Origin of the sequence: Candidatus Williamhamiltonella endosymbiont of Tuberolachnus salignus, assembly GCF_964019775.1 — a bacterium.
GTDB lineage: Bacteria > Pseudomonadota > Gammaproteobacteria > Enterobacterales > Enterobacteriaceae > Hamiltonella > Hamiltonella defendens.
In genome coordinates, this window is sequence record NZ_OZ026471.1 from 1009887 (window position 1) to 1034955 (window position 25069).

A 25069-nucleotide genomic window follows, 5' to 3' on the forward strand; every position below is an offset into this window, starting at 1 on the left:
TCTTTCGCTCCATTACGTTGATGATAAAAATCATGATGAATTCATTAAACCATCTTCTTGCAGAAGAAATTAAAGCCGATCCCAAGCAGGTTTCTTGTGCAGTGCAGCTATTAGATGAAGGAAATACCGTTCCTTTTATCGCGCGTTATCGTAAAGAAATCACAGGGGGATTAGATGACACTCAACTTCGGTTATTAGAAAGCCGGTTGGGTTATTTGCGTGAATTAGCGGATCGTCGGCACAGCATTTTGAAGTCGATAGAGGAACAGGGAAAGCTCACCGATGCTCTAGCCAATGCGATTAACAGCACCCTAAACAAAGCAGAATTGGAAGACCTTTATTTGCCTTACAAACCGAAGCGTCGTACCAAAGGGCAGATTGCGATCGAAGCAGGTCTTGAGTCTCTTGCCGAAACGTTATGGCAGGACCCGCATCAAGATCCTGAGATCTTGGCGCAACAATATATCAATGCTGAAAAAAACATCACAGACACAAAATCCGCTTTAGAAGGCGCACGTTATATTTTAATGGAGCGTTTTGCGGAAGACGCGGCATTGCTCTCAAAAGTGCGTCAATATCTTTGGAAAAATGCGCATTTCGTTTCTCAGGTTTTACCTGAAAAAGAAGAAGTGGGCGCTAAGTTTCGTGATTATTTTGATTATCAAGAGCCTATTGCAAAAATTCCCTCACATCGTGCGCTCGCGCTATTTCGCGGGCGTAGTGAAGGTGTGCTTCAATTGGCTTTAAAGGTGCTTTCAGACGAAGATCCCAGCGAAGCGATTCTGGTGGAGCATTTTAACATTCGGCTTAATAATGCGCCTTCGGATCATTGGCGCAAAACCGTGTTGCAATGGGCGTGGCGTGTGAAAATAATCCCCCATCTTGAAACAGAGTTGATGGGGAATGTACGAGAAATGGCCCAAGAACAAGCCATTGAAGTCTTCGCACTCAATATGAAAGATTTGCTGATGGCGGCCCCTGCAGGGATGCGTCCCACGATGGGAATGGATCCTGGGTTAAGAACCGGGGTGAAAATTGCGGTAGTCGATGCCACAGGAAAATTGCTCGCGACCGATACGGTGTATCCCCACACAGGTCAAGCAGCCAAAGCGGCTATCCGAGTGGCGCATTTGTGTCTTGAACATCAGGTAGAATGGGTTGCGATTGGGAACGGAACGGCATCCCGAGAAACAGAACGCTTTTATGCAGAAGTTCAAAAGCAGTATCCGGAAGTCAACAGTCAAAAAGTGATTGTCAGTGAAGCAGGGGCTTCCGTTTATTCCGCTTCTGAACTGGCGGCAGAAGAGTTTCCTGATTTAGATGTGTCTATTCGTGGTGCTGTCTCTATTGCTCGACGGCTACAGGATCCTCTGGCTGAATTAGTGAAAATCGATCCAAAATCGATTGGGGTGGGCCAATATCAGCATGATGTCAGCCAAACGCAGTTGGCTAAAAAATTAACGGCCGTGGTGGAAGATTGTGTCAATTCAGTGGGCGTCGATCTCAATACCGCCTCCGTTCCATTACTGACTCGAGTGGCTGGCTTAAGCACAAGCATGGCAAAAAATATCGTGAATTGGCGTGATCTTAACGGCCGTTTTATTCATCGGCAGCAATTACTCAACATTAACCAAGTCGGCCCAAAAGCGTTTGAACAAAGCGCGGGATTTTTACGCATCAATAATGGAGACAATCCTTTAGATGCTTCCACTGTTCATCCTGAAGCCTATCCAGTAGTGGAAAATATTTTGAAATCGACGAAACAACACTTATCTCAATTGATGGGCAACATCTCCATTTTAAGATCATTAAATCCAGAGAATTTTGTGAATGACCGATTTGGTCTCCCCACAGTGCGCGATATTTTGAAAGAGCTTGAAAAACCAGGGCGGGATCCGAGACCTGAGTTTAAAACGCCGATCTTTTCTGATGAGATAGAAACGCTCAAGGATCTGATTCCAGGCATGATTTTACAGGGCTCTGTCACTAACATCACTCATTTTGGCGCTTTTATTGATATAGGTGTACATCAAGACGGCCTGGTGCATATCTCTTCCATGGCTAATCAATTTGTGACAGATCCTCATCAGCTGATCAAAACGGGCGACATTGTACAGGTTAAGGTGCTTTCTATTGATATGGAACGCAAGCGTATTGCTTTGAGCATGCGATTGGACGAACAGATCGCTGATAAAAAAGACAAAACGGCTTCTGAAAATGAATCAAAAGAAAAGAGACTGACCAAAAAAAGACCTCTTAAAAATGCCCCCATCAGTCATTTTAAGAATTCTGCACTCAGCGATGCGTTTGCTTCTGCGATAAAAAATAAACGTTCATAGTCATTAGGAACTTGGTAAATGAATGATTCCAATAAACTATACGACCTCGCTCAGTGTTTTATTCCAGGAGGGGTGAATTCTCCAGTTCGGGCATTTCAAGGGGTGGATGGTAAGCCTTTCTTTGTAGAAAAAGCAGCTGGCGCCTATTTATATGATGTAGACGGTCGAGCTTACATTGATTATGTCGGATCTTGGGGGCCGATGATATTGGGACATCGTCATCCGGTGATATGTGATGCACTGACTAAAGCGATTGAAAATGGGATTAGTTTTGGAGCACCCACTGAAATAGAAGTGAAAATGGCGCAACTATTGACCCAATTAGTGCCCAGTATGGATATGGTGAGAATGGTGAATTCAGGCACAGAAGCGACCATGAGTGCCATCCGCCTGGCAAGAGGATTCACAAAACGAGATAAAATTATCAAATTTGAAGGCTGCTATCACGGTCATTCAGATTGTTTACTCGTCAAAGCCGGTTCGGGGGCTTTAACATTAGGGCAAGCTGATTCGCCAGGGGTTCCAAAAGATTTTGCTCAACATACTTTAATCTGTACCTATAACGATCTGAGCTCAGTCCGAAAAAACCTGGAGGATTATCCAAAAGAAGTAGCGGCTATTATCGTAGAGCCCGTTGCGGGAAATATGAACTGCATCCTTCCATCAGAAAATTTCTTGCCTGGATTGCGTCAATTATGTGATGAATTTGGAGCATTACTCATTATGGATGAAGTGATGACGGGTTTTCGGGTGGCTTTAGGAGGCGCTCAAGAGTATTACAATATCAAACCTGATCTTACCTGTTTAGGAAAAATTATCGGGGGAGGAATGCCTGTCGCTGCTTTTGGAGGGCGCAAGGAGGTGATGTCAATATTGGCGCCTTTAGGTCCAGTGTATCAGGCAGGGACGTTATCAGGCCATCCGCTCGGAATGGCGGCGGGTTTTGCCTGCTTAACAGAATTGGCTCGGCCTGGTTTGCATAAAAAATTAACTGAATTGACGACATTATTAGTCCTAAACCTAAAAAAGGCGGCTCAAGAACACAATATTCCTTTGATCATTAATCATCTTGGGGGGATGTTTGGTTTTTTCTTTACTGATGCGAAAGTAGTCACTTGTTATGAAGATGTAAAAAAATGCAATATTGAACGTTTTAAACGTTTTTTTTATTTTATGCTTAAAGAAGGGATTTATTTCGCGCCCTCTGCGTTTGAGGCAGGTTTTATGTCATTAGCACACGGTGTTGAAGAAATTGAAAAAACAATCAGTTCTGCAAGGCGCTGCTTTGCTCAAAGTCGATTCTGATGCCATGGGCTGTATTTGATAAACGCAAAAATTCAGCATTTTCTGGCGATCTCAATTTTTTGAATTTTAACCGCTAAATTTTTCATGTCTAAGCTCCCTGTAAAACCTCTGAGGGCTGTCATCAATTTTTACCTGTTAAGGATTATTTTTTATTTATCTTGAACTTTATTTTAAAAAATCAGCTGACATTGCATTTAAATTCTCACTCTAATTAACATCTCTGGCCTTGTTGGCATCCCTTCTGACTGATACAGTAGGTGAATTTCGTGACCTCTTCATTTTTAGGACTTTTCCGCCATTATGTTTAAGAAATTTCGTGGCATGTTTTCCAGTGATTTATCCATTGACTTGGGTACCGCCAATACCCTGATTTATGTTAAAGGACAAGGGATCGTACTGAATGAACCTTCAGTAGTTGCTATTCGTCAAGATAGAGGCGGCTCCTCTAAAAGAGTCGCTGCTGTAGGTACTGATGCCAAACAGATGTTGGGACGCACTCCGGGTAATATCGCGGCCATTCGTCCTATGAAAGATGGAGTCATCGCCGATTTTTTTGTCACCGAAAAAATGCTCCAGTACTTTATTAAGCAGGTTCATAGCAATAGTTTTATGCGCCCAAGCCCCCGTGTATTGGTGTGTGTGCCTGTCGGTGCGACACAAGTGGAACGTCGTGCAATACGCGAATCGGCTCAAGGAGCCGGTGCCCGTCAAGTATTTCTTATTGAGGAACCCATGGCAGCCGCTATTGGCGCAGGTCTGCCCGTTTCTGAAGCAACAGGCTCCATGGTCGTTGATATTGGAGGAGGTACTACTGAAGTCGCTGTCATTTCCTTAAATGGTGTCGTTTACTCCTCTTCTGTTCGTATTGGTGGTGATCGTTTTGATGAAGCGATCATTAATTACGTGCGCCGCAATTACGGCTCCTTGATTGGTGAAGCCACAGCCGAGCGAATTAAACACGGTATCGGCTCTGCCTATCCTTGTGATGAAATCCTGGAAATGGAAGTTCGAGGCCGTAATTTAGCGGAAGGAGTACCACGTGGTTTTACTTTGAATTCAAACGAAATTCTTGAAGCGTTACAAGAGCCGCTAACGGGTATTCTGAGTGCCATCATGGTTGCTTTAGAACAATGTCCTCCAGAATTAGCGTCTGATATTTCAGAACGTGGGATGGTGTTAACAGGCGGGGGAGCTTTATTACGTAATTTTGAACGCTTATTAATGGAAGAAATAGGTATCCCTGTGGTGGTCTCTGAAGATCCTCTGACCTGTGTTGCTCGTGGAGGAGGAAAAGCCCTGGAAATGATCGATATGCACGGCGGTGACTTATTTAGTGAGGAATAAGTATCCATTATGAGGCGTCTTTTTAGTCATGATTCGTCACTTGAATTACGACTTTTTTGTGCTGTTTTTCTGGCCATATTACTGGTTATTTTGGATGCTCGATTAGGTGCTTTGGTTAAAATACGCCGTTATCTTGATACCGCAGTCTCACCCTTGTATTTTTTAACAAATACCCCTGGAAAAATATTAGACCGTGTCTCGGGAATGCTGAAAACGCATCAGCAGTATGAACTGGAAAATCAAACTTTGCGTCGGGATCTCTTCCTTAAAAATATTGATTTAGAAAAATTAAAACAATTAAAAAAAGAAAATAGCCAGCTACGAGCGCTGATGGCTTCGCCTTTAGTTCAAACAGAAAAAAAAATGATAACAGAGGTGCTTTCGATAAGTCGTAATCCTTACAGTGATCAAATTGTAATTGATAAGGGAAGCTTTCATGGTGTTTATGAGGGGCAGCCTGTGATCAACGACAAAGGCGTCGTCGGCCAGGTGATGAGTGTCAGTCAACTGACCAGCCGAGTGCTCTTGATTTGTGATACATCACACGCCATACCCGTACAGGTTTTACGTAATGATATTAGAGCTGTGGCAGTAGGTAGAGGATGTCAATACGATCTACTACTAGAGTATCTCAATAATGACGCAGATATTCATGATGGTGATATTTTGTTGACCTCAGGCTTGGGCGGACGTTTTCCTGAAGGGTATCCTGTTGCTGTTGTTTCTTCAGTGAAAATCGACACTCAGAGAGCAGACAGCATTATTACGGCTCGACCGACTGTAAATTTAAAAAATTTCAGGTATTTATTACTGATATGGGATAAAAATTATCATGCGAATATGCCGTTGGATCCCCAAATTCAGTAAACCAGGTAATGGATATAGGTTTACAAAAAAATGATATTAAGTGATGTTATCAAAAGAGGGTATATTTCCTCTTATTCCACAATAATGCCTTCTGCAAAGTCAGCTGAGACTGTTTCTCAGAAAAGGTAATATCAATGAGCTATTATAAAAGCCGTGGGCGCTGGGTCATTTATTTATCATTTTTGATTGGAATCATATTGCAAATCATGCCTTGGCCACAGCAAATTGATATGTTTCAACCCTCGTGGCTTCTTTTAATTTTTATTTATTGGGTGATGGCTTTACCTCATCGAGTTAACCTGGGCACGGGTTTTATTTTAGGGTTAATCACAGATCTTTTATTGGGATCTACTCTGGGTATTCATTCATTGGGAATGAGTATGATTGCTTATTTGGTTACCATTAAATTTCAGACATTCCGAAATATGGCATTATGGCAACAAACTTTATTTGTTATATTGCTCTCTATAATTATGACCATCACGGTATTTTTGACCGAGTTTTTGATCATTCATGTCTCATTTAATACTGGAATTTTTTCAAATGCCCTCATCAATGGTATTGTTTGGCCTTGGCTATTTTTATTGATGCGAAAAACCCGGCGAAAATTTTTGGTCCAATAATAACAATTATCTTAAAATTTAAGAGAAATAACAGTGACTTCTGAATTATTAATCAATGTCACCCCTTTTGAAACCAGAGTAGCGTATATCGATGACAATATTCTGCAAGAAATTTACATTGAACGTGAAAATGAAAATAAGACAGGCTTAGTTGGAAATATCTATCAAGGCCGTGTTACTCGGATCTTACCAGGAATGCAAGCGGCCTTTATTGATATTCAGCTTGAAAAAGCGGCTTTTCTTCATGCTTCAGATATTCTTTCATTAAAGCCTCCAGAAAATGAGGATCAAAGACAAGACATCGCTGAACTCATTCATCTGGGGCAAAATGTCATGGTTCAGGTGATAAAAGATCCATTAGGATCCAAAGGGGCTCGTCTGACTACTCATATTACTTTAGCTTCGCGTTATCTGGTTTTAACCATGACACCAGAAGTGGCCATTTCTCAACGTCTTGAAAATGAGCAGGAAAGAGAGCGTTTAAAAAATATCGTTTCGTCTTATTGCGATAAAAAAAACGGTTTTATTGTCCGCACTGCCGCTGAAGGAATGGATGAAAAAGCATTGGCGTCTGATGCCGCTTTTCTTAAATCGCTTTGGGCAAATATCATTGCAGGAAAAACACAAAACGGCAGCAAAAACGTTTTGTATACCGAGCTCCCTTTGAAAAAACGTATATTACGTGATTTTACAGTAGTGGCTAGTCTTGATCGCGTTAGGATAGACGATCAACAAACCTATAATTCGTTGAAAGCATTCAGTGAGGAATATATTCCTGAAATGCTCCCTAAATTAGAACATTATCCTGTTGAAAAAAAAACTAATCAGCCACTCTTTAGTTTTTATCATGTTGAAAACGAAATTCAATCCTTGTTGAATAAAAAGGTGCCATTAAAATCTGGGGGTTGCCTGATCATTGAGCAGACAGAAGCCATGACAACCATCGATATTAATACCGCGGGTTTCGTCGGTTATAAAAACCTTGAAGAGACTATCTTTGATACCAACATTGAAGCAACACGGGTGATTGCACGTCAGTTACGTCTACGAAATTTAGGGGGTATTATCATTATTGATTTTATTGATATGAAAAACGAGGAGCATAAAAAAAACGTATTATCTTCGTTGAAGAAAGCATTAAATCAAGATCGTGTCAAAACAACGGTCGGTGAGTTTTCACCCTTAGGATTAATAGAGATCACTCGCAAACGTACCACTGAAAATATTGAAAAGATACTTTGTGATCGCTGTCAAACTTGCGAAGGCAGAGGTTGGTTTAAATCACCTGAAACCGTCTGTCATGAAATTTTCAGAAAAATGATACAGCTACATCATTCTTCTGATTCACAGCAAATGTTAGTGTACGTGTCAAATCGTGTTAGTGATTTTCTTCTGCACCAAAAAGCGGAGACATTAGCTAAAATACAATGCCTATTAGGTAAAAAAATTCAAATAAAAATAGACCCGCTTTATACTCAAAATCAGTTTCATATTTTAACAATCTCACCCCCATCTGTTTAATGGATATGGCTGTCCTGTCACACAGGATCACGGTGTAGACCAGGTTTTGTAATTTTTTTTAACAATAAAAAATAATGAGTGATACATATGCCTCTTAACTTTGTCAGTGAGCAGCTACTTGCTGCTAATAAATTAAATTATCAACATTTATATCAGGTATTAGGCCAGCTATCAGAACGGAAGCTGAGCTACGCGGATCTTTATTTTCAATCCAATTATCATGAAGCCTGGATTATTGAAGATAGTATTGTTAAAGAAGGTATTTATCATATAGATCAGGGGGTCGGAGTACGGGCTGTCAGTGGCGAAAAAACAGGTTTTGCTTATGCAGATCAAATTACATTGAACACACTACAGAAAAGTGCCTGCTCCGCCAGAAACATAGAAAATCAACCTCATCAAGTGACATCTGTATCATTTAAAAAATACCCGCATCCTATCCTTTATCCTCCTTTAGATCCCTTACAAAGTCTCCCCCAAGAAGAAAAAATAGCGATCCTGCATCAGGTGGATAAAGTTGCTCGAGCGGCCTATAAAGGGGTTCAGCAAGTGACGGCCAGTTTAAGTGGCACTTATGAGCTCATTTTGGTGGCCGCAACAGATGAGACACTTGCGGCAGATATACGACCATTGGTGCGTTTATCGGTCAACGTGCTCGTTGAATCTGAAGGAAAACGTGAACAAGGGAGCAGTGGAGGCGGCGCCCGTTTTGGATATGATTATTTTTTAGGGATAGAAAATGGAGAAATCAGAGCAGAGGCGTTCGCTAAAGAAGCGGTCAGAATAGCTTTAGTGAATCTTTCAGCGCTTCCTGCTCCCGCAGGTAGTATGCCAGTCGTATTGGGTCACGGGTGGCCAGGGGTTTTACTTCATGAAGCGGTGGGTCACGGGTTAGAAGCTGATTTTAATCGTAGGGGAACCTCTGCATTTAGCGGGAAAATAGGCCAAATGGTGGCATCTGAGCTCTGCACTGTGGTTGACGATGGCACATTAAATGCGCGAAGGGGCTCACTTGCTATTGATGATGAAGGCGTCCCAGGGCAATACAATGTGTTGATTGAAAATGGGGTTTTAAAAAACTATATGCAAGATAAATTAAATGCCCGTTTGATGGGAGTGGCCCCCACGGGTAATGGTCGTCGTCAATCTTATGCCCATTTGCCGATGCCCCGTATGACGAATACTTATATGTTATCAGGGAAATCAACGCCAGAAGAGATCATTGGCAGCGTCGAATATGGTCTTTACGCGCCAAATTTTGGGGGTGGACAAGTCGATATTACTTCTGGTGATTTTGTATTTTCGACTTCAGAAGCTTATTTGATTGAAAACGGATCTATAACACATGCTGTCAAAGGAGCCACTTTGATTGGCTCGGGCATTGAAGCTATGCAACAAATTTCTATGGTAGGGAATGATTTAACTTTAGACAAAGGCGTTGGTGTCTGTGGCAAAAATGGACAAAGTGTTGCTGTCGGAGTTGGGCAGCCAACATTAAAATTAGAGGCGCTAACAGTCGGCGGAACAATCTAGGCTATAAAGGTCTATGTAAACGGATGGCATAGATTTGTAATGGCTTCACACTATTACCTCTTTACAGTTCAAGTTCAATGAGAATATAAAACCTAAATCGTATGATAAAATTTATTACCGACTTTGTTTCTGATCATCAAATTTGGATGATCCCCATCATTTTTTTCCTCGCTTTTGGTGAATCACTCGCGTTTGTTTCCTTATTACTTCCGGCGACTGTTATTTTACTTGGTTTGGGTGCATTAATAGGTCAAAGTGCCATTCCTTTTTTGCCAATATATATTGCAGCTGTGCTGGGCGCTTTTTTAGGGGACTGGCTTTCTTACTGGATTGGTGCTCGTTATAACGACAAAATAGCAACAATTTGGCCTCTGTCTCGTTACCCTTATTTATTAAAACGTGGCCATGTATTTTTTGAGCGTTGGGGTATTTTTGGCGCTTTTCTTGGCCGTTTTTTTGGGCCTTTACGTGCTGTTATTCCATTGGTGGCCGGTATTTGTGGTATGTCTCAATACTACTTTCAGTTAGCTAATATAACCTCTGCACTCATTTGGGCCTTCGGTGTATTAGCCCCTGGCGCTTTCGGTATAAAATCGCTCTCTCATTGGATAGGTTAATCTAGAGTTTTAAAAATGACTGATCAGCACAAAGAAAATAATACGACTCATTTTGGATTTCGTACTGTAGATAAAAATAAAAAAGCCGATATGGTCGCAGATATATTTGATTCTGTTGCGGCTAAATATGATCTTATGAACGATCTGATGTCATTTGGTATTCATCGTCTTTGGAAACGCTTTACTATTGAATCCAGTGCGGTACGTCCTGGCCAAAAAATCCTGGATCTTGCGGGTGGCACCGGAGATTTTACAGCAAAATTTTCTAGAATGGCGGGTGAAAAAGGTGAAGTCATTTTGGCAGATATAAATTCCTCCATGTTAATGATAGGCCGTGAAAAAATAAGAAATCAGGGCAGGATTAACAATATTCATTACGTTCAAGCGAATGCAGAATCATTACCCTTTTGTGATAATTACTTTGATTGTATTACGTTTGCTTTTGGTCTACGAAATGTGACTGAAAAAGAAAAAGCATTGTCTTCAATATTGAGGGTATTAAAACCAGGAGGGCGCCTTCTTGTGCTTGAATTTTCAGCGCCTGTATTTCCTTGGTTAAGAAAAATTTATGATGTTTATTCATTCCATGTCTTGCCTAAAATGGGAAAAATTGTTGCTCAAGATGAACAAAGTTATCGTTATCTCGCGGAATCTATCCGAATGCATCCTGATCAAGACACGCTCAAATTAATGATGATGAATGCAGGATTTGAGCAGGTCACTTATTCGAATTTAACGGGCGGTATTGTGGCTTTACACCGCGGTTTTAAATTTTGAGAGGGCTTATTTCGTGCTGTTATTAGAGAAAGAAAAAAAGACAGAACCAAAAATGATGGCAATATTTTTTTCTTCTGTTCTCGAGAGAGTTTTAAACAGCTCATCATTCCATGACAAATATATCAATGCAGTTCGTTCACGTCTCTCAGGGAAAGTATTAAGTCTGAAGTTAGGCGAATTAAGTTTCTCTTTATCATTTTTATTCACTGAACATCACATTGATGTTTTTACTGATTGGTCTGGTTCAGCCGGTTGTACGATTATCACCCGCTTTGATACTCTGCTCAGACTGATGAAAAATCGCGAAACATTATCTTTATTGATACGTGAAGGGAAGATCATGGTAGAAGGCGATATTCAGATTATGCAACACTCGGTCACGTTACTCGATCTTGTGGAATGGGATATCGCGGAATGCTTATCTCCTTATTGCGGCGATTTAGTCGCAGAAACAGTGAAACAGTTTCTTTGTAAAGGCCATGATTTTGTGGTTTCTCATTTAAAGCGAAAAAAACGTCATTTATCAGAGGCCATCACAGAAGAATGGAGACTCATCCCTCCTTCTCTTGCTGTTGAATCTTTTAAAAAAGAGGTCTGTGCCATTAGACTCAATGTCGAGGCCCTGAACGCCAGGATATCTCGGATGGAAAAAAATCAATGACGCTAAAAGATATTGGGCGTTTATATTTCATTATTAAAGTATTTCTTGATTATGGATTAAATGAACTCATTCCACGGACGCGTTTTACCCTTCCAATACGAGGGGGTTGTAAATTATTTTTTTGGATCCTTCCCCTTGCTAAAGATAAGCCACTCGGTGAACGTTTGCGTTTGGCTCTCCAAAGATTAGGGCCTGTCTGGATTAAATTTGGGCAAATGATATCCACTCGTCGGGACCTTTTTCCTGCTGATATTATTGACGAGCTCGCCCTGTTGCAAGATCAGGTTGAGCCGTTTGATGGTTTGATTGCTCGCCAACAAATAGAATCTGCTTTAGGTGGCACATTAGAAACCTGGTTTGAACATTTTGATCTTAATCCCCTGGCTTCGGCGTCTATTGCTCAAGTACACACTGCCCGTCTAAAGAAAAATGGAAAAGAAGTGGTGCTTAAAGTGATTCGGCCCGATATTCACGCCGTGATCGTAGCCGACATCAGTTTAATGTATTGTTTAGCCGGATGGTTGCCTAAATTACTTTCTTTTGGGTATCAATTACGCCCCAAAGAGCTCGTCAAAGAATATGAAAAAACGTTATTAAATGAATTGAATCTCTTGCGCGAAGCGGCGAATGCCATGCAATTTCGCCGTCATTTTGAAAATAATGAGATGCTTTATATTCCTGAAATTTATTTCGATTATTGTCGTGAAAATCTGCTGGTCATGGAGCGTATTTATGGCATCCCTGTTTCAGATATTGCAACTCTACAAAATCAGGGCACCAACATGGCGCGGCTCGCTGAACGAGGAGTTCAAGTCTTTTTCACTCAAGTCTTTCGAGACAGTTTTTTTCATGCAGATATGCATCCCGGTAATATTTTTGTTAATACTGGAAATCCAGAAAACCCACAATATATTGCTGTTGATTTTGGTATTGTGGGATCTTTAAATAAACAAGATAAACATTATCTTGCCGAAAATTTTATGGCTTTTTTTAATCGCGATTATCGTCGTGTGGCGCAATTATATATTGATTCAGGGTGGATCCCTATTGACACAGATGTTGAGGATTTTGAATTCGCTATTCGTACAGTTTGCGAACCTATTTTTAAAAAGCCTTTGGCTGAAATTTCTTTTGGTCATTTTTTAGTGAATCTTTTTAATACCGCCAGGCGTTTTAATATGAAGATACAGCCTCAATTGGTTTTATTGCAAAAAACTCTGTTATATGTCGAAGGACTCGGTCGTCAACTTTATCCTGAGCTTAATTTATGGACAACGGCAAAACCTTTTTTAGAGGATTGGTTAAAAAGTCAAGTAGGAATGAGGTCTGTATTATCGCAATTCAAAGAAAAGATCCCATCATGGACAAAAAAATTTCCTGAGCTGCCTGATTTGTTGTATGACAGTTTGCAGCAGCATAAAAGATGGCAATACAATGTCGAGCAATTTATGTCTCAGTTTCAAAAAGAAAAAAAGCGGTCTCGCAAATCCCGTTATTTGTTTTACATTGGGGCAATATCAGTCACTGCGGGCGTATTCTTACAATGGATGGATTCTGGGCTTCTTTTCTTGATGTTTTATATTTCAGGTGTGATTGTGTGGTTAAAAGGCTGGAAATATTTGAATTGATTTTACAAGCGGAGGAATAGAATATGGGAGGAATCAGCATCTGGCAATTACTTATTATTGCTCTTATTGTACTTTTATTATTTGGCACTAATAAACTGAGAACCTTGGGTTCAGATCTCGGATCGGCAATGAGAGGCTTTAGAAAAGCAATGAAAGAGGATCATGCTAATGATGCTGTTTTTTCAGAAAAGATGATAAGAGAAAAACCTCTTAAAAAAGAGGTTCGAACATCTGAAAAAAAAAATCACAATACCAATCATCAAAGAAAAAAGGTCTAGGTCATGTTTGATATTGGCTTTAGTGAGTTACTACTGGTGATTGTATTAACTTTGTTGGTTTTAGGTCCTAAAAAATTACCTATAGTAGTCAAAACAGTCACGCGTTGGATTCGGATATTACGTTCTTTTTCTGAGACAATACAAAATGATTTATCCAAAGAATTTCGCCTTGAAGAAGATGAACCTAAGCATTTAAAAAAATCCAGGAGATCATGAATGCTGAGCAACTCTACGAATCTAAAAAATAAATGAAGGATAATACATCTCTTATCAGTCATTTGATTGAATTACGCAAAAGGTTATTACATTGTATTATCACTGTATTCGTCGTTTTTTTATCGTTGGTTTATTTTTCTAATGATATCTATCAGTGGATATCGGCCCCTTTGATAAAGCAGTTTCCAGTGGGCGCAACCATGATTGCAACTGGTGTGGCCTCTCCTTTTATGACGCCTCTTAAACTGACTCTAACTCTGTCAATATTTATTTCAGTGCCATTCATTCTTTATGAAGTCTGGGGTTTTGTAGCCCCGGCATTGTATCAAAATGAACGCCGCCTTATGCTGCCATTACTGATTTCAAGCACCTGTCTTTTTTATGTGGGTATGGCATTTGCTTACTTTATTGTATTCCCACTCGCCTTTGATTTTTTTGCAAAATCAGCCCCTAAAGGGGTCTTAATCGCTACAGATATCAATCACTATCTAGATTTTGTCATGACGTTATTTATGGCGTTTGGTGTTTCTTTTGAAGTGCCGGTTGCCATTATTTTATTCTGTTGGATTGGCGTGACAACTCCAGATCAATTAAAAAAAAAACGCCCTTATGTGTTCGTAGGCGCATTTATCATTGGTATGCTTCTAACCCCTCCGGATGTATTTTCACAAACTTTGCTTGCCATTCCGATCTATTTATTATTTGAAATCGGGGTCTTGAGTGCAAAATTCTATTTGCCTAAGCGGTCGTAAAAAGCGTTTATTTTTTAAGCCACACGCTTTTTACCTCATGATTATCGCCCTTAGTCATAATCAAACTGGCTCGTTCACGTGTCGGTAAAATATTTTCATTTAAATTTAATCCATTAATTTCTGTCCATAAGCGACGAGCGACAGTCATCGCTTCTTTTTCACAAATTTGAGCATAATGATGAAAGTAAGAATTGGGATCAGAGAAAGCCCCCCGACGAAATTGAAGAAATCGGTTGATATACCAATGCGCTAATAAATCATAAGAAGCATCGACATAAATAGAAAAGTCTACAAAATCAGACACAAAAACATGATGAGGATCATGTGGATAATCCATCCCACTTTGTAATACATTCAACCCTTCCAGGATCAAAATATCCGGCTGTTGAACTATTTTTTTTTGATTAGGAATAATGTCGTATCTCAGATGAGAATAAACAGGGGCCTCTACTTTAGGGGCGCCCGATTTGATCCTGGAAATAAACTTGACCAGATTTTTTATATCGTACGACTCGGGGAATCCTTTTTTTTTCATTAACCCCCGTTCGGTCAGAACTTTATTTGAATGCAAAAAACCATCGGTTGTCACCAACTCAACACATCGATGTTCTGGCCAACGACTGAGTAAAGCCTGTAATAAACGTGCTGTTGTACTTTTACCGACAGCAACACTGCCGGCAATGCCAATAACGTAGGGCACGTTTTGCTTGTGAGTCCCTAAAAATTCTTCTAGAATCGCCCTCTGCCGTAAATTTGAACTAATATAAAAATTCAGTAATCTGGACAGAGGCAAATAAATGGCAGCCACTTCTTCTAACGAAAGGTTTTCATTAATCCCCCTTAACCTGATTATTTCTTCTTCTGTCAATATTAATGGAACAGAATCACGCAATGAAGCCCATTGAGCGCGATCAAACTGTAAGTAATGCGTTGCCAAATGGGCATTTTTTGGATTCATCAATTGATTTTACTCATTGTCAGGATTTCTAAATGACATCTATAGTACATCTCACCAATCCTGTTACGAAGAAATCTATATCTTAATAAAAAATTTTAGCCATCTGTTTCATATTCAGGGAAGAAGATCTATGTTTGAGTTTCAGGTATGATCCTGTCTTGTGTAAAGCGCTGTATTCTATCTCCCCGGCATGAAGCTCAAAGTGTTTGTCGCACTTTAGCAGCAGAGCATCGTCAGGGGGGCCTGTGATCAATGTGGTACAATGACAGAAAATCTTTTAATGAGTTTTGTTTGAATGGAGTTTGCCGTGTCACTTTCGCTTTGGCAGCAATGTCTTGCCCGATTGCAAGACGAATTACCTGCCACAGAATTTAGTATGTGGATACGCCCTATACAGGTGGAATTGATCGACAATACTTTAACGTTTTATGCCCCTAACCGTTTTGTTTTGGATTGGGTTCGTGACAAATATATTGATCATATTTGTCATTTATTAAATGATTTTTCTCCTCAGGAAGTGCCGTCTCTTCGCTTTGAAGTAGGGAACAAATCATCCCCACAAATCGACTCTGAAACGAACCGACCAGCTTCTTTAAAACCAAGTTGGGCGCCTTCCCCTATTAAATCTGGGTATGTTTATCGATCTAATGTCAATCTTAAAAACACCTTTGATACTTTCGTAGAGGGTAAATCCAATCAGTTGGCTCGGGCTGCCGCAATACAGGTCTCTGGTAACCCGGGAGCTGCTTATAATCCTCTTTTTTTATATGGTGACACAGGTCTTGGAAAAACACATTTATTGCACGCTGTAGGCAATGGCATTATTGCGCATAAAACCAAAGCAAAGGTGGTGTATATGCACTCTGAACGCTTTGTGCAAGACATGGTTAAAGCGTTACAAAATAACGCAATCGAAGAATTTAAACGCTATTATCGTTCGGTCGATGCATTGTTAATAGATGACATTCAATTTTTTGCCAATAAAGAACGTTCTCAAGAAGAGTTCTTTCACACGTTTAATGCCTTATTAGAAGGCAATCAGCAAATTATTTTGACGTCGGATCGTTATCCTAAAGAGATTAATGGAGTGGAAGATCGCCTCAAATCTCGTTTTGGTTGGGGATTAACCGTGGCGATTGCCCCCCCAGAACTTGAAACGCGCGTAGCGATTTTGATGAAAAAGGCGGATGAAAATAATATTCGGTTGCCAGGAGAAGTGGCGTTTTTCATCGCCAAACGTTTGCGATCTAATGTCCGTGAGCTTGAAGGTGCTTTGAACAGGGTGATGGCGAACGCAAATTTCACAGGCAAGGCGATTACCATCGATTTTGTACGAGACGCTTTACGTGATTTATTGGCCCTGCAGGAAAAGTTGGTCACCATTGATAATATTCAAAGAACAGTTGCCGCGTATTATAAAATTAAGGTCGCGGATTTACTTTCCAAAAGGCGATCACGTGTCGTCGCCCGCCCACGTCAAATGGCGATGGCTTTAGCTAAAGAGCTCACCAATCATAGTCTTCCTGAAATTGGCGACGCGTTCGGGGGACGCGATCACACCACTGTGCTGCACGCTTGCCGAAAGATCGAACAATTGTGTGAAGAAAGTCATAATATGAAGGAAGATTTTTCTAATCTCATTCGAACATTATCCTCCTAGTATATAAAACGATGACATGAAATTTATTATTGAGCGTGAACATTTATTAAAACCATTACAACAGGTTATCAGCCCTTTATCCGCGCGTCCGACGATGCCTATTCTTGGAAACTTACTATTACAGGTCAATGAGAATGTGTTGTTCTTGACGGCTACTGATCTACAAATGGAGATGGTCGTTCGAGTGGTTTTATCTCATTCTGATTTGCATGAGTCAGGTTCTACCACCGTTCCCGCTCGCAAGTTTTTTGATATTTGGCGAGGGTTGTTAGAAGGATCGACCATCACCGTTACCCTGGATGGTGATCGCTTACTTGTCTATTCAGGGCGAAGTCGATTTTCGCTTTCTACTTTACCCTCATCTGGTTTCCCTGGTTTAGATGATTGGAAAACTCAGGTCGCATTTTCGTTACCCCAAGAGACATTAAAAAAATTAATTGATGCCACTCAGTTTTCTATGGCACATCAAGATGTCCGTTATTATCTCAACGGAATGCTCTTCGAAACAGAAAATAAAGAGTTACGTGCTGTTGCAACGGACGGACATCGTTTGGCATTGTGTTCTATGTCTATCGATGAGACTTTGCCTTCCTATTCAGTCATAGTGCCTCGCAAAGGAGTGATAGAATTAGGACGTTTATTAGAGGCCAGCGTTCATCCTGTAAAGTTGCACATCGGTGAGCATAATATTCGAGCTCATCTGGATAATTTGACCTTCACCTGTAAATTAATCGATGCGCGTTTCCCTGATTATCGTCGGGTTCTTCCAAAAAATCCGAATAAAATACTTGAAGCAAAATGTGACCTTCTCAAGCAGGCTTTTTCCCGAGTGGCTATTTTATCGAATGAAAAATTTCGGGGGGTGCGGCTTTATCTGAGCCATAATCAAATGAAAATAACGGCCAATAATCCGGAACAAGAAGAAGCAGAAGAAATTTTAGATATTGAATACGAGGGAGAAGAACTCGAAATTGGTTTAAACGTAAGTTATATACTCGATATTCTCAATATTTTGAAATGTGACAAAGTCCGTTTTCTGTTGATCAATGCGGCCAGTAGCCTGCAAATTGAAGATCATTCAAGTCAGATGGTGAGCTATATTCTCATGCCGATGCGGCTTTAATGTTGATATGAGAATTCAATGGCATTAACACGATTACTGATTCGTGATTTTCGTAATATCGCTTACGCGGACCTATTTTTGGGAGTAAAATTTAATTTTTTTATCGGCAGGAATGGCTCAGGTAAAACCAACTTACTAGAAGCGATTTATACTTTGGGTCATGGTAAGGGATTTCGCACTTCACAAACGGGACATCTTATTCGTCATGATGCTCATGAGTTTGTGCTGCATGCGAGGCTAAAAAAAGATCATGAAACCGCGCTCATCGGTTTAAGCAAAAATCGTCAAGGCGAAACACAAGTGCGTATCGATGGATCGAGCAGACATAAGTTCGCTGATTTGGCGAAAATGCTTCCGATACAATTAATGACACCTGAAGGTTTTTCTTTACTCCTTGGCGGCCCTAAGTTTCGGCGGGCTTTTCTGGATTGGGGCTGTTTCCATCATCAATCCGAGTTTTTCAATGTATGGGCAAATTTTAAAAAATTACTCAGACAACGCAACGCCTTATTACAGAACATCAACTGTTATGATCATATCTATCCTTGGGATAAAGAACTGATTCCTCTGGCTCAACGTATCAGCGAATGGCGAAAAAAATACATTGAAATGCTTGTACCCCATATTACTGCCCGTTGTGCAGTATTACTGCCGGAGCTGTCACTGAACTTCTCTTTTCAACAGGGCTGGGATCCGAATCGGGCATATGGCGAGTTATTAAAAAATCAGTTTGAACGCGATAAAATACTGGCTTACACCAACTATGGCCCTCATAAAGCAGATTTTCGTGTCAGAGCAGAGGGCAAAACGGTAGAAAATATATTGTCAAGAGGCCAGCTAAAATTATTGATCTGCGCACTTCGATTAGCACAGGGCGAATTGTTGACCCAGCAAACCGGGCTAAATTGTTTTTATTTGCTGGATGATTTTCCTTCTGAATTAGATGCGACTAGAGGACGGTTATTAATCGAATGTTTGAAATCGACTCAAGCGCAATTTTTCATCAATACCATCAACAACGAATCTATCGTTGAGATGGTCAATGACACCTCAAAAATATTTCTTGTCGAAGACGGCAAAATAGCGCTTCAACCATAAAGTCAACATTAAGAGAGAAACTGAATGTCAAATACTTATGATTCATCAAATATCAAGGTATTAAAAGGGCTGGATGCCGTTCGTAAACGTCCAGGGATGTATATTGGTGATACAGATGATGGGACCGGTTTACACCATATGGTGTTTGAGGTTGTGGATAACGCGATCGACGAATCCCTTGCTGGATATTGTAAAAAAATCACGGTCATTATTCATGAGGATAATTCTGTGTCAGTAGAAGATGATGGTCGAGGCATTCCGACCGGTATTCACGAGGAAGAAGGAGTTTCGGCAGCCGAGGTCATCATGACTGTCTTGCATGCTGGCGGTAAATTTGATGACAACTCCTATAAAGTGTCAGGCGGATTGCATGGTGTAGGGGTTTCAGTGGTGAACGCCTTATCTGAAAAATTAGAGCTGACTATTTCTCGTGAAGGCTCGATACACCAACAAACTTATGTCATGGGTGAGCCCCAAGCTCCTTTAAAAGTGATGGGTAAAACGGAATTGACAGGAACTAGGGTCCGTTTTTGGCCGAGTCTAAAAACATTTACCAACCAAACGGAATTTCAATACGATATTTTGGCAAAGCGTTTACGCGAGCTGTCTTTTCTTAATTCTGGTGTTTTCATTTGCCTTGAAGACAAACGCAACGATCAAGAAAAGCATTTTCACTATGAAGGCGGTATTCAAGCTTTTGTGACATATTTAAACAAAAATAAAACCCCCATCCACCCAAAGGTATTTTATTTTTCGACTGTCAAAGATGACATTGGTGTAGAAGTCGCTCTGCAGTGGAACGATGGATTTCAGGAAAATATCTACTGCTTTACCAATAACATCCCACAGAGGGATGGCGGCACCCATTTGGTCGGTTTCCGAGCCGCGATGACCCGCACCATGAACAGTTATATGGAAAAAGAAGGTTTCAGCAAAAAATCAAAAATCAATGCGACTGGAGACGATGCGCGTGAAGGTTTAATCGCGGTCATTTCAGTCAAAGTGCCGGATCCCAAATTTTCCTCTCAAACCAAAGACAAGCTGGTGTCTTCTGAGGTCAAAACCGCGGTTGAAACCTTGATGAATGAAAAACTGGTCGAGTATCTTCTTGAAAATCCGTCTGATGCAAAAACAATTGTCAATAAAATTATCGATGCGGCGCGTGCCCGTGAAGCGGCCCGTAAAGCTCGTGAAATGACAAGACGTAAAGGTGCCTTGGATCTCGCCGGTTTGCCCGGGAAATTGGCGGATTGCCAGGAGCGTGATCCGGCTTTATCTGAAATTTATCTGGTAGAAGGCGACTCAGCAGGCGGATCTGCAAAACAGGGCCGAAACCGTAAAAATCAAGCCATTCTGCCTTTAAAGGGAAAAATCTTGAACGTAGAGAAAGCGCGTTTTGACAAAATGCTGGCTTCTGAAGAAGTCGCTACGCTCATCACGGCCTTAGGCTGTGGGATAGGCAGAGACGAATATAATCCCGACAAATTGCGTTACCACAGCATTATTATTATGACAGATGCGGATATCGATGGCTCACATATCCGTACTTTATTGTTGACTTTTTTTTACCGACAAATGCCTGAATTGATTGAACGAGGACATATTTTTATTGCACAACCTCCTTTATACAAAGTGAAAAAAGGCAAGCAGGAACAATACATCAAAGATGATGATGCCATGGAAAAGTACCAGATGTCTTTAGCCTTGGAAGGCGTCAAATTTCATACTCATCCCCAGGCGCCTGCGCTTTCTGGTGCCTCGCTCGAAAAATTGGTGCATCAACATTATAGTGTGCAGAAAACGCTTAATCGAATGGAACGTCGATATCCTCGGGCCCTTTTAAATCAGATGATCTATCAACCAACCTTACAGGAAGGCGACCTCAAAGATTCCGAAAAACTTCAAGCCTGGATGACCCTGCTGGTGGATAAATTAAACGAAAAAGAAACGCAAGGCAGTCATTATATTTTTGTATTGAATAAAAATACAGAGAACGAAATATATGACCCTGTATTGAAGATTCGTACCCATGGTGTTGACACGGACTATCTGCTCGATCTGCACTTTATTCAAAGTAGCGAATATCAAAAAATCTGTCACTGGGGCGATCAATTACGAGATCTGTTAGAACCTGGTGCTTTCCTTCAACGAGGAGAAAAAAAGACCTGTATCAACAGTTTTGAAGAGGCCCTGGATTGGCTGATGAAAGAATCTCGTCGTGGCTTGGCCATTCAGCGCTACAAAGGATTGGGAGAAATGAATCCGGGCCAGCTCTGGGAGACCACCATGGACCCAGAAACGCGTCGCATGCTACAGGTCAGGATAAAAGACGCGATCGCCGCAGATCAATTGTTTACAACGTTGATGGGAGATGCGGTAGAGCCTAGACGAAATTTTATCGAAGAGAACGCTTTAAAAGCGGCTAATATTGATATTTAACGTTAATTTCATGCTGCCCTAATAGTATGAGCGCATTCGAATGAATGAAAGAAAAAGAATAGATGACACAACGACGGCATACCAAATCGCACATAAGCGACGTCGATTAATATTTTACGCTGAACGTGCACTGCCTTGTCGATAAAAATACATTATTTTTTTGAATTTATTGGAGATTTTTTAATACAGGTCAATATACCGCGTAGAATATTGAGCTCCTTATTCTCTAGGCGAGCACGTGTAAATAATCGCCGTAAATGATGCATTGTTTGTATTGGACGAGCCGGATGAATAAAACCAACGTGCAGCAAAACTTCTTCTAAATGTTGATAAAAACATTCTAACTCGTTGACTAAAGGGTAATTGGGTATTTTGGATATCTGAGATTCAGAGGCGCTTTTCAAATAAGCAAGTCTGATTTCATAAGACAAAATTTGGACTGCCATTGCTAAATTCAGAGAGCTGTATTCTGGGTTAGTAGGGATGACCACATGATAGTGGCATTTTTGCAATTCGAGATTGCTCAAACCTGTCCGCTCACAGCCAAACACTAATGCAACAGGGCCGCTCTCGGCCTGATGAAGACTATATAGTGCGCATTGTTTGGGATCTATTTCCGGCCAGGATAAAGTTCGTGAACGCGCGCTGGCGCCTATCACCAGATTGCATTCAGCCAAGGCAGTATCTAGAGTGTCTACCAGAGTAGCCCGCTCGATCAGATCAGCGGCCCCAGCCGCCAATGATATGGTTTTTGCGTCCGGTTTTTTGGATGGATTGACTAAATAGAGATCACTCAATCCCATGGTTTTCATTGCTCTTGCGACAGAGCCTATATTGCCAGGGTGAGAAGTTTCAACCAAAACAATACGAATATTGTGCAATATACGAACCATAAAAATACTCAATTAAAAAGTGAATTTTATCACATGATGACCTTTGCTACTCTTTCATGATTTTATTGAAATGTGTATACTCGCCCGCTTTTGGCTATGGGTTCTTGATTTATAGATCTCTTGCTCTTTAACATCTGTTTATGGATACCAATCAATGCACCCGATGCTCAATATCGCCATACGCGCGACCCGAAAAGCAGGGAATTTTATTGCTAAATGTTATGAAACTCCCTCTTATAATCAAGAAAATAATGAGTTTGTCTCCTTTGTCCAACAACAAGCAGCGCAGAGGATCATTGAAACAATTCATCAATCCTATCCCACTCACATTGTGACCACAAAATATGACGATGCAATACCTGAGAAAGAGTCTGATATGAAATGGATAGTGGATCCAATAAACGGTATAAATAATTTCCTGAAACGCCTCCCTCATTTTTCCATTTCTGTTGCTTTACGTGTCAAAGGACGGACAGAAATAGCCATCATTTATGATCCTATTCGTAATGAATTGTTTACTACCACTCGAGGGCAAGGTGCTCAGCTTAATGGTTATCGTCTCCGCATGAACAATAAAACGAAGGATCTCACAGGCAGTACAATCAGTACTCTTTTATCTATCGATCAAAAAAAGCACGCACCTCATGAGCTGAGCCAATTGATCATGTTGCTTATCAACAAAAAAATGAATTTTCATTGTTCGGGCTCGTCTGCCCTCGATTTTGCCTATGTCGCCGCAGGCCGTTTGGACAGTTTTTTCGCTATCGCCATTAAAAAACAGGATTTTTGGGGGGGAGAAATGTTGGTGAGTGAGGCAGGTGGGCTGGTCACCGATCTTTCAGGGGGCCATGATCATGAGATATCTGAGAATATCATTGCGGCTCACCCCATGATGATCAAAGCGTTACTGAAAGCCATCGGTGAAATAAAAATGGACAAAGAATAGAAAAAGATAAAACTGAATGTCTTTTTTAACTATTCTGGCGCCCCCCGTACATAAAAAACAAGGAGGGGCCCCAGCCACTCTGATAAAAACTATATTTTTTTGTTTCCGACCATATCTTCTGGGCGCACCCACTTTTCAAACTGTTCCTCCGTCAGATAGCCCAATGTTAACGCCGATGCTTTAAGCGTAAGACCTTTTTTATGTGCTAACTTCGCAATGTCCGCCGCTTTGTCATAACCAATATGCGTATTCAACGCCGTCACTAACATCAGTGAATCATTTAATAACTTTGTGATACGTGTTCTGTTAGGTTGAATATCTTTTGCACAATATTGGTTAAACCCATGTATGCCATCTGATAATAATTCCATAGATTGCAGATAGTTATAAATAATCATGGGGCGGAATACATTCAATTCAAAATTACCTGAAGCCCCACCAATGTTAATCGCGACATCATTTCCCATCACCTGAGCACATAACATGGTCATGGCTTCACATTGGGTAGGATTGACTTTACCTGGCATGATCGAGCTGCCAGGCTCATTTTCAGGAATAATAATTTCGCCAATCCCAGAACGAGGGCCAGATGCAAGCCATCTGATATCATTGGCAATTTTCATTAAGGACGCGGCCAGACCTTTTATTGCACCATGCCCATGCACCAACGCATCACAGGTCGCCAACGCTTCAAATTTATTTGGCGCGCTGACAAAGGGCTCTTTTGTCATCTCTGAGATTTTTTTCGCGACACGTTCAGCATATTCTGGATGTGTATTTAACCCAGTGCCTACGGCTGTCCCCCCTAATGCCAGCTCATAAAGATGCGGTAAAGTGGCTTGAATATGATCGATGCTATGAGACAGCATCGCGGCCCAACCTGATATTTCTTGGCCTAAAGTGAGCGGCGTGGCATCTTGCAAATGCGTGCGGCCGATTTTCACAATAGAATGGAACTCAGCTGATTGTTCTTGAAAAGTTTTTTGTAATATTTTTAATTGCAATAATAAATTTTTCTTAAGCGCACACACAACAGATATGTGCATGGCGGTTGGAAAAACATCATTAGAACTTTGGCTTTTATTCACATCGTCATTAGGATGGACCAAACGCGCCATGCCTCTTTTGCCGCCTAAAATTTCACTGGCTCTATTGGCGAGAACTTCATTGATATTCATATTGGTTTGTGTGCCAGATCCTGTTTGCCAAACAGATAAAGGGAATTCGCCAATATGTTTTTTTTCTATAATTTCTTGGGCTGCTTTAATAATGGCCTCGCCCTTTGCTTTTTCTAAACATCCCAAATCGATATTCACTTGAGCGGTGGCATGTTTCACGATGGCGAGCGCTTCAATCAATAAAACCGGCATTTTTTCAGTAGAAATAGAAAAATGCTGTAATGAACGCTGAGTTTGAGCGCCCCATAATTGTCCATCCGGTACTTCTATAGAACCCATGGCATCTTTTTCAATACGTTTTGTGAGCATGACG

22 protein-coding genes are annotated in these 25069 nt (G+C 40.9%); 19 read left to right on the forward strand and 3 right to left on the reverse strand.

Translation table 11 applies throughout. The features are described from left to right. Positions 1-32 precede the first annotated feature (32 nt). From AACL23_RS04825 to tatC, 14 genes are all read left to right on the forward strand, one after another. The gene (locus AACL23_RS04825; RefSeq protein ID WP_100096732.1) at positions 33-2339 is read left to right on the forward strand and encodes a Tex family protein; all 2307 of its coding nucleotides are present in this window, start codon (positions 33-35) and stop codon (positions 2337-2339) included. Between the two features lie 18 nt (positions 2340-2357). Then, positions 2358-3644 (forward strand): glutamate-1-semialdehyde 2,1-aminomutase, encoded by a 1287-nt coding sequence (gene hemL / locus AACL23_RS04830; RefSeq protein WP_339050446.1) that lies wholly within the window; start codon positions 2358-2360, stop codon positions 3642-3644. Between the two features lie 300 nt (positions 3645-3944). Continuing rightward, on the forward strand, positions 3945-4988 hold the full coding sequence (gene mreB, locus AACL23_RS04835) for a rod shape-determining protein MreB (protein WP_015874093.1): 1044 nt from the start codon (positions 3945-3947) through the stop codon (positions 4986-4988). A gap of 9 nt (positions 4989-4997) precedes the next feature. Continuing rightward, on the forward strand, positions 4998-5855 hold the full coding sequence (mreC, locus tag AACL23_RS04840) for a rod shape-determining protein MreC (RefSeq protein WP_015874094.1): 858 nt from the start codon (positions 4998-5000) through the stop codon (positions 5853-5855). Positions 5856-5989: 134 nt separating this feature from the next. Continuing rightward, complete coding sequence (gene mreD / locus AACL23_RS04845; RefSeq protein WP_015874095.1) at positions 5990-6478, forward strand: rod shape-determining protein MreD; 489 nt, start codon at positions 5990-5992, stop codon at positions 6476-6478. Positions 6479-6511: 33 nt separating this feature from the next. After that, the gene (rng, locus tag AACL23_RS04850) at positions 6512-7999 is read left to right on the forward strand and encodes a ribonuclease G (RefSeq protein ID WP_100096735.1); all 1488 of its coding nucleotides are present in this window, start codon (positions 6512-6514) and stop codon (positions 7997-7999) included. 87 nt (positions 8000-8086) lie between these two features. Beyond that, a complete protein-coding gene (tldD, locus tag AACL23_RS04855; RefSeq protein WP_100096736.1) occupies positions 8087-9532 on the forward strand; it encodes a metalloprotease TldD in 1446 nt (481 codons plus the stop codon). A 101-nt stretch (positions 9533-9633) separates the two neighbouring features. Further along, entirely contained in the window at positions 9634-10149 is a 516-nt protein-coding gene (locus AACL23_RS04860) for a DedA family protein (RefSeq protein ID WP_015874098.1), read from the forward strand. 15 nt (positions 10150-10164) lie between these two features. Then, positions 10165-10926 (forward strand): bifunctional demethylmenaquinone methyltransferase/2-methoxy-6-polyprenyl-1,4-benzoquinol methylase UbiE, encoded by a 762-nt coding sequence (gene ubiE / locus AACL23_RS04865; protein ID WP_100096737.1) that lies wholly within the window; start codon positions 10165-10167, stop codon positions 10924-10926. A 13-nt stretch (positions 10927-10939) separates the two neighbouring features. Then, a complete protein-coding gene (locus AACL23_RS04870) occupies positions 10940-11587 on the forward strand; it encodes a ubiquinone biosynthesis accessory factor UbiJ (protein WP_234817383.1) in 648 nt (215 codons plus the stop codon). Continuing rightward, positions 11584-13215 (forward strand): ubiquinone biosynthesis regulatory protein kinase UbiB, encoded by a 1632-nt coding sequence (gene ubiB / locus AACL23_RS04875; RefSeq protein ID WP_100096738.1) that lies wholly within the window; start codon positions 11584-11586, stop codon positions 13213-13215. The genes AACL23_RS04870 and ubiB overlap by 4 nt, the downstream gene beginning before the upstream one ends. 23 nt (positions 13216-13238) lie before the next feature. Then, positions 13239-13493 (forward strand): twin-arginine translocase TatA/TatE family subunit, encoded by a 255-nt coding sequence (gene tatA, locus AACL23_RS04880; protein ID WP_015874102.1) that lies wholly within the window; start codon positions 13239-13241, stop codon positions 13491-13493. A 3-nt stretch (positions 13494-13496) separates the two neighbouring features. Next, positions 13497-13709, forward strand: coding sequence for a Sec-independent protein translocase protein TatB (tatB, locus tag AACL23_RS04885; protein WP_100096739.1), 213 nt, complete (start codon positions 13497-13499; stop codon positions 13707-13709). A gap of 32 nt (positions 13710-13741) precedes the next feature. After that, positions 13742-14461, forward strand: a complete 720-nt coding sequence (gene tatC, locus AACL23_RS04890; protein ID WP_015874103.1) for a twin-arginine translocase subunit TatC — start codon at positions 13742-13744, stop codon at positions 14459-14461. 7 nt (positions 14462-14468) lie between these two features. On the opposite strand, the gene coaA is transcribed toward tatC, so the two are convergent. Further along, complete coding sequence (coaA, locus tag AACL23_RS04895; RefSeq protein ID WP_100096740.1) at positions 14469-15419, reverse strand: type I pantothenate kinase; 951 nt, start codon at positions 15417-15419, stop codon at positions 14469-14471. Between the two features lie 307 nt (positions 15420-15726). On the opposite strand from coaA, the gene dnaA reads away from it, so the two are divergent. Genes dnaA through gyrB form a run of 4 tightly spaced genes read left to right on the forward strand, consistent with a single transcriptional unit; the run spans position 15727 to position 21739 of the window. After that, on the forward strand, positions 15727-17079 hold the full coding sequence (dnaA, locus tag AACL23_RS04900; protein ID WP_100097138.1) for a chromosomal replication initiator protein DnaA: 1353 nt from the start codon (positions 15727-15729) through the stop codon (positions 17077-17079). Positions 17080-17095: 16 nt separating this feature from the next. Continuing rightward, positions 17096-18202 (forward strand): DNA polymerase III subunit beta, encoded by a 1107-nt coding sequence (dnaN, locus tag AACL23_RS04905; RefSeq protein ID WP_339050458.1) that lies wholly within the window; start codon positions 17096-17098, stop codon positions 18200-18202. Between the two features lie 18 nt (positions 18203-18220). After that, positions 18221-19300: a DNA replication/repair protein RecF gene (recF, locus tag AACL23_RS04910; RefSeq protein ID WP_100096741.1), complete on the forward strand. Its 1080-nt coding sequence runs from the start codon at positions 18221-18223 to the stop codon at positions 19298-19300. A 24-nt stretch (positions 19301-19324) separates the two neighbouring features. Further along, positions 19325-21739 (forward strand): DNA topoisomerase (ATP-hydrolyzing) subunit B, encoded by a 2415-nt coding sequence (gyrB, locus tag AACL23_RS04915; protein WP_015874107.1) that lies wholly within the window; start codon positions 19325-19327, stop codon positions 21737-21739. 152 nt (positions 21740-21891) lie between these two features. Here the strand turns inward: gyrB and trmJ are convergent, their stop codons facing one another. Continuing rightward, positions 21892-22623, reverse strand: a complete 732-nt coding sequence (gene trmJ, locus AACL23_RS04920) for a tRNA (cytosine(32)/uridine(32)-2'-O)-methyltransferase TrmJ (RefSeq protein ID WP_193432650.1) — start codon at positions 22621-22623, stop codon at positions 21892-21894. Between the two features lie 163 nt (positions 22624-22786). On the opposite strand from trmJ, the gene AACL23_RS04925 reads away from it, so the two are divergent. Continuing rightward, positions 22787-23578 carry an inositol monophosphatase family protein gene (locus AACL23_RS04925; RefSeq protein ID WP_015874109.1) on the forward strand — a complete coding sequence of 264 codons (792 nt, stop codon included), beginning with the start codon at positions 22787-22789 and terminating at the stop codon, positions 23576-23578. Between the two features lie 89 nt (positions 23579-23667). Here AACL23_RS04925 and fumC read toward each other — a convergent pair whose 3' ends face one another. Beyond that, complete coding sequence (gene fumC, locus AACL23_RS04930; RefSeq protein WP_015874110.1) at positions 23668-25065, reverse strand: class II fumarate hydratase; 1398 nt, start codon at positions 25063-25065, stop codon at positions 23668-23670. Positions 25066-25069 lie beyond the last annotated feature (4 nt).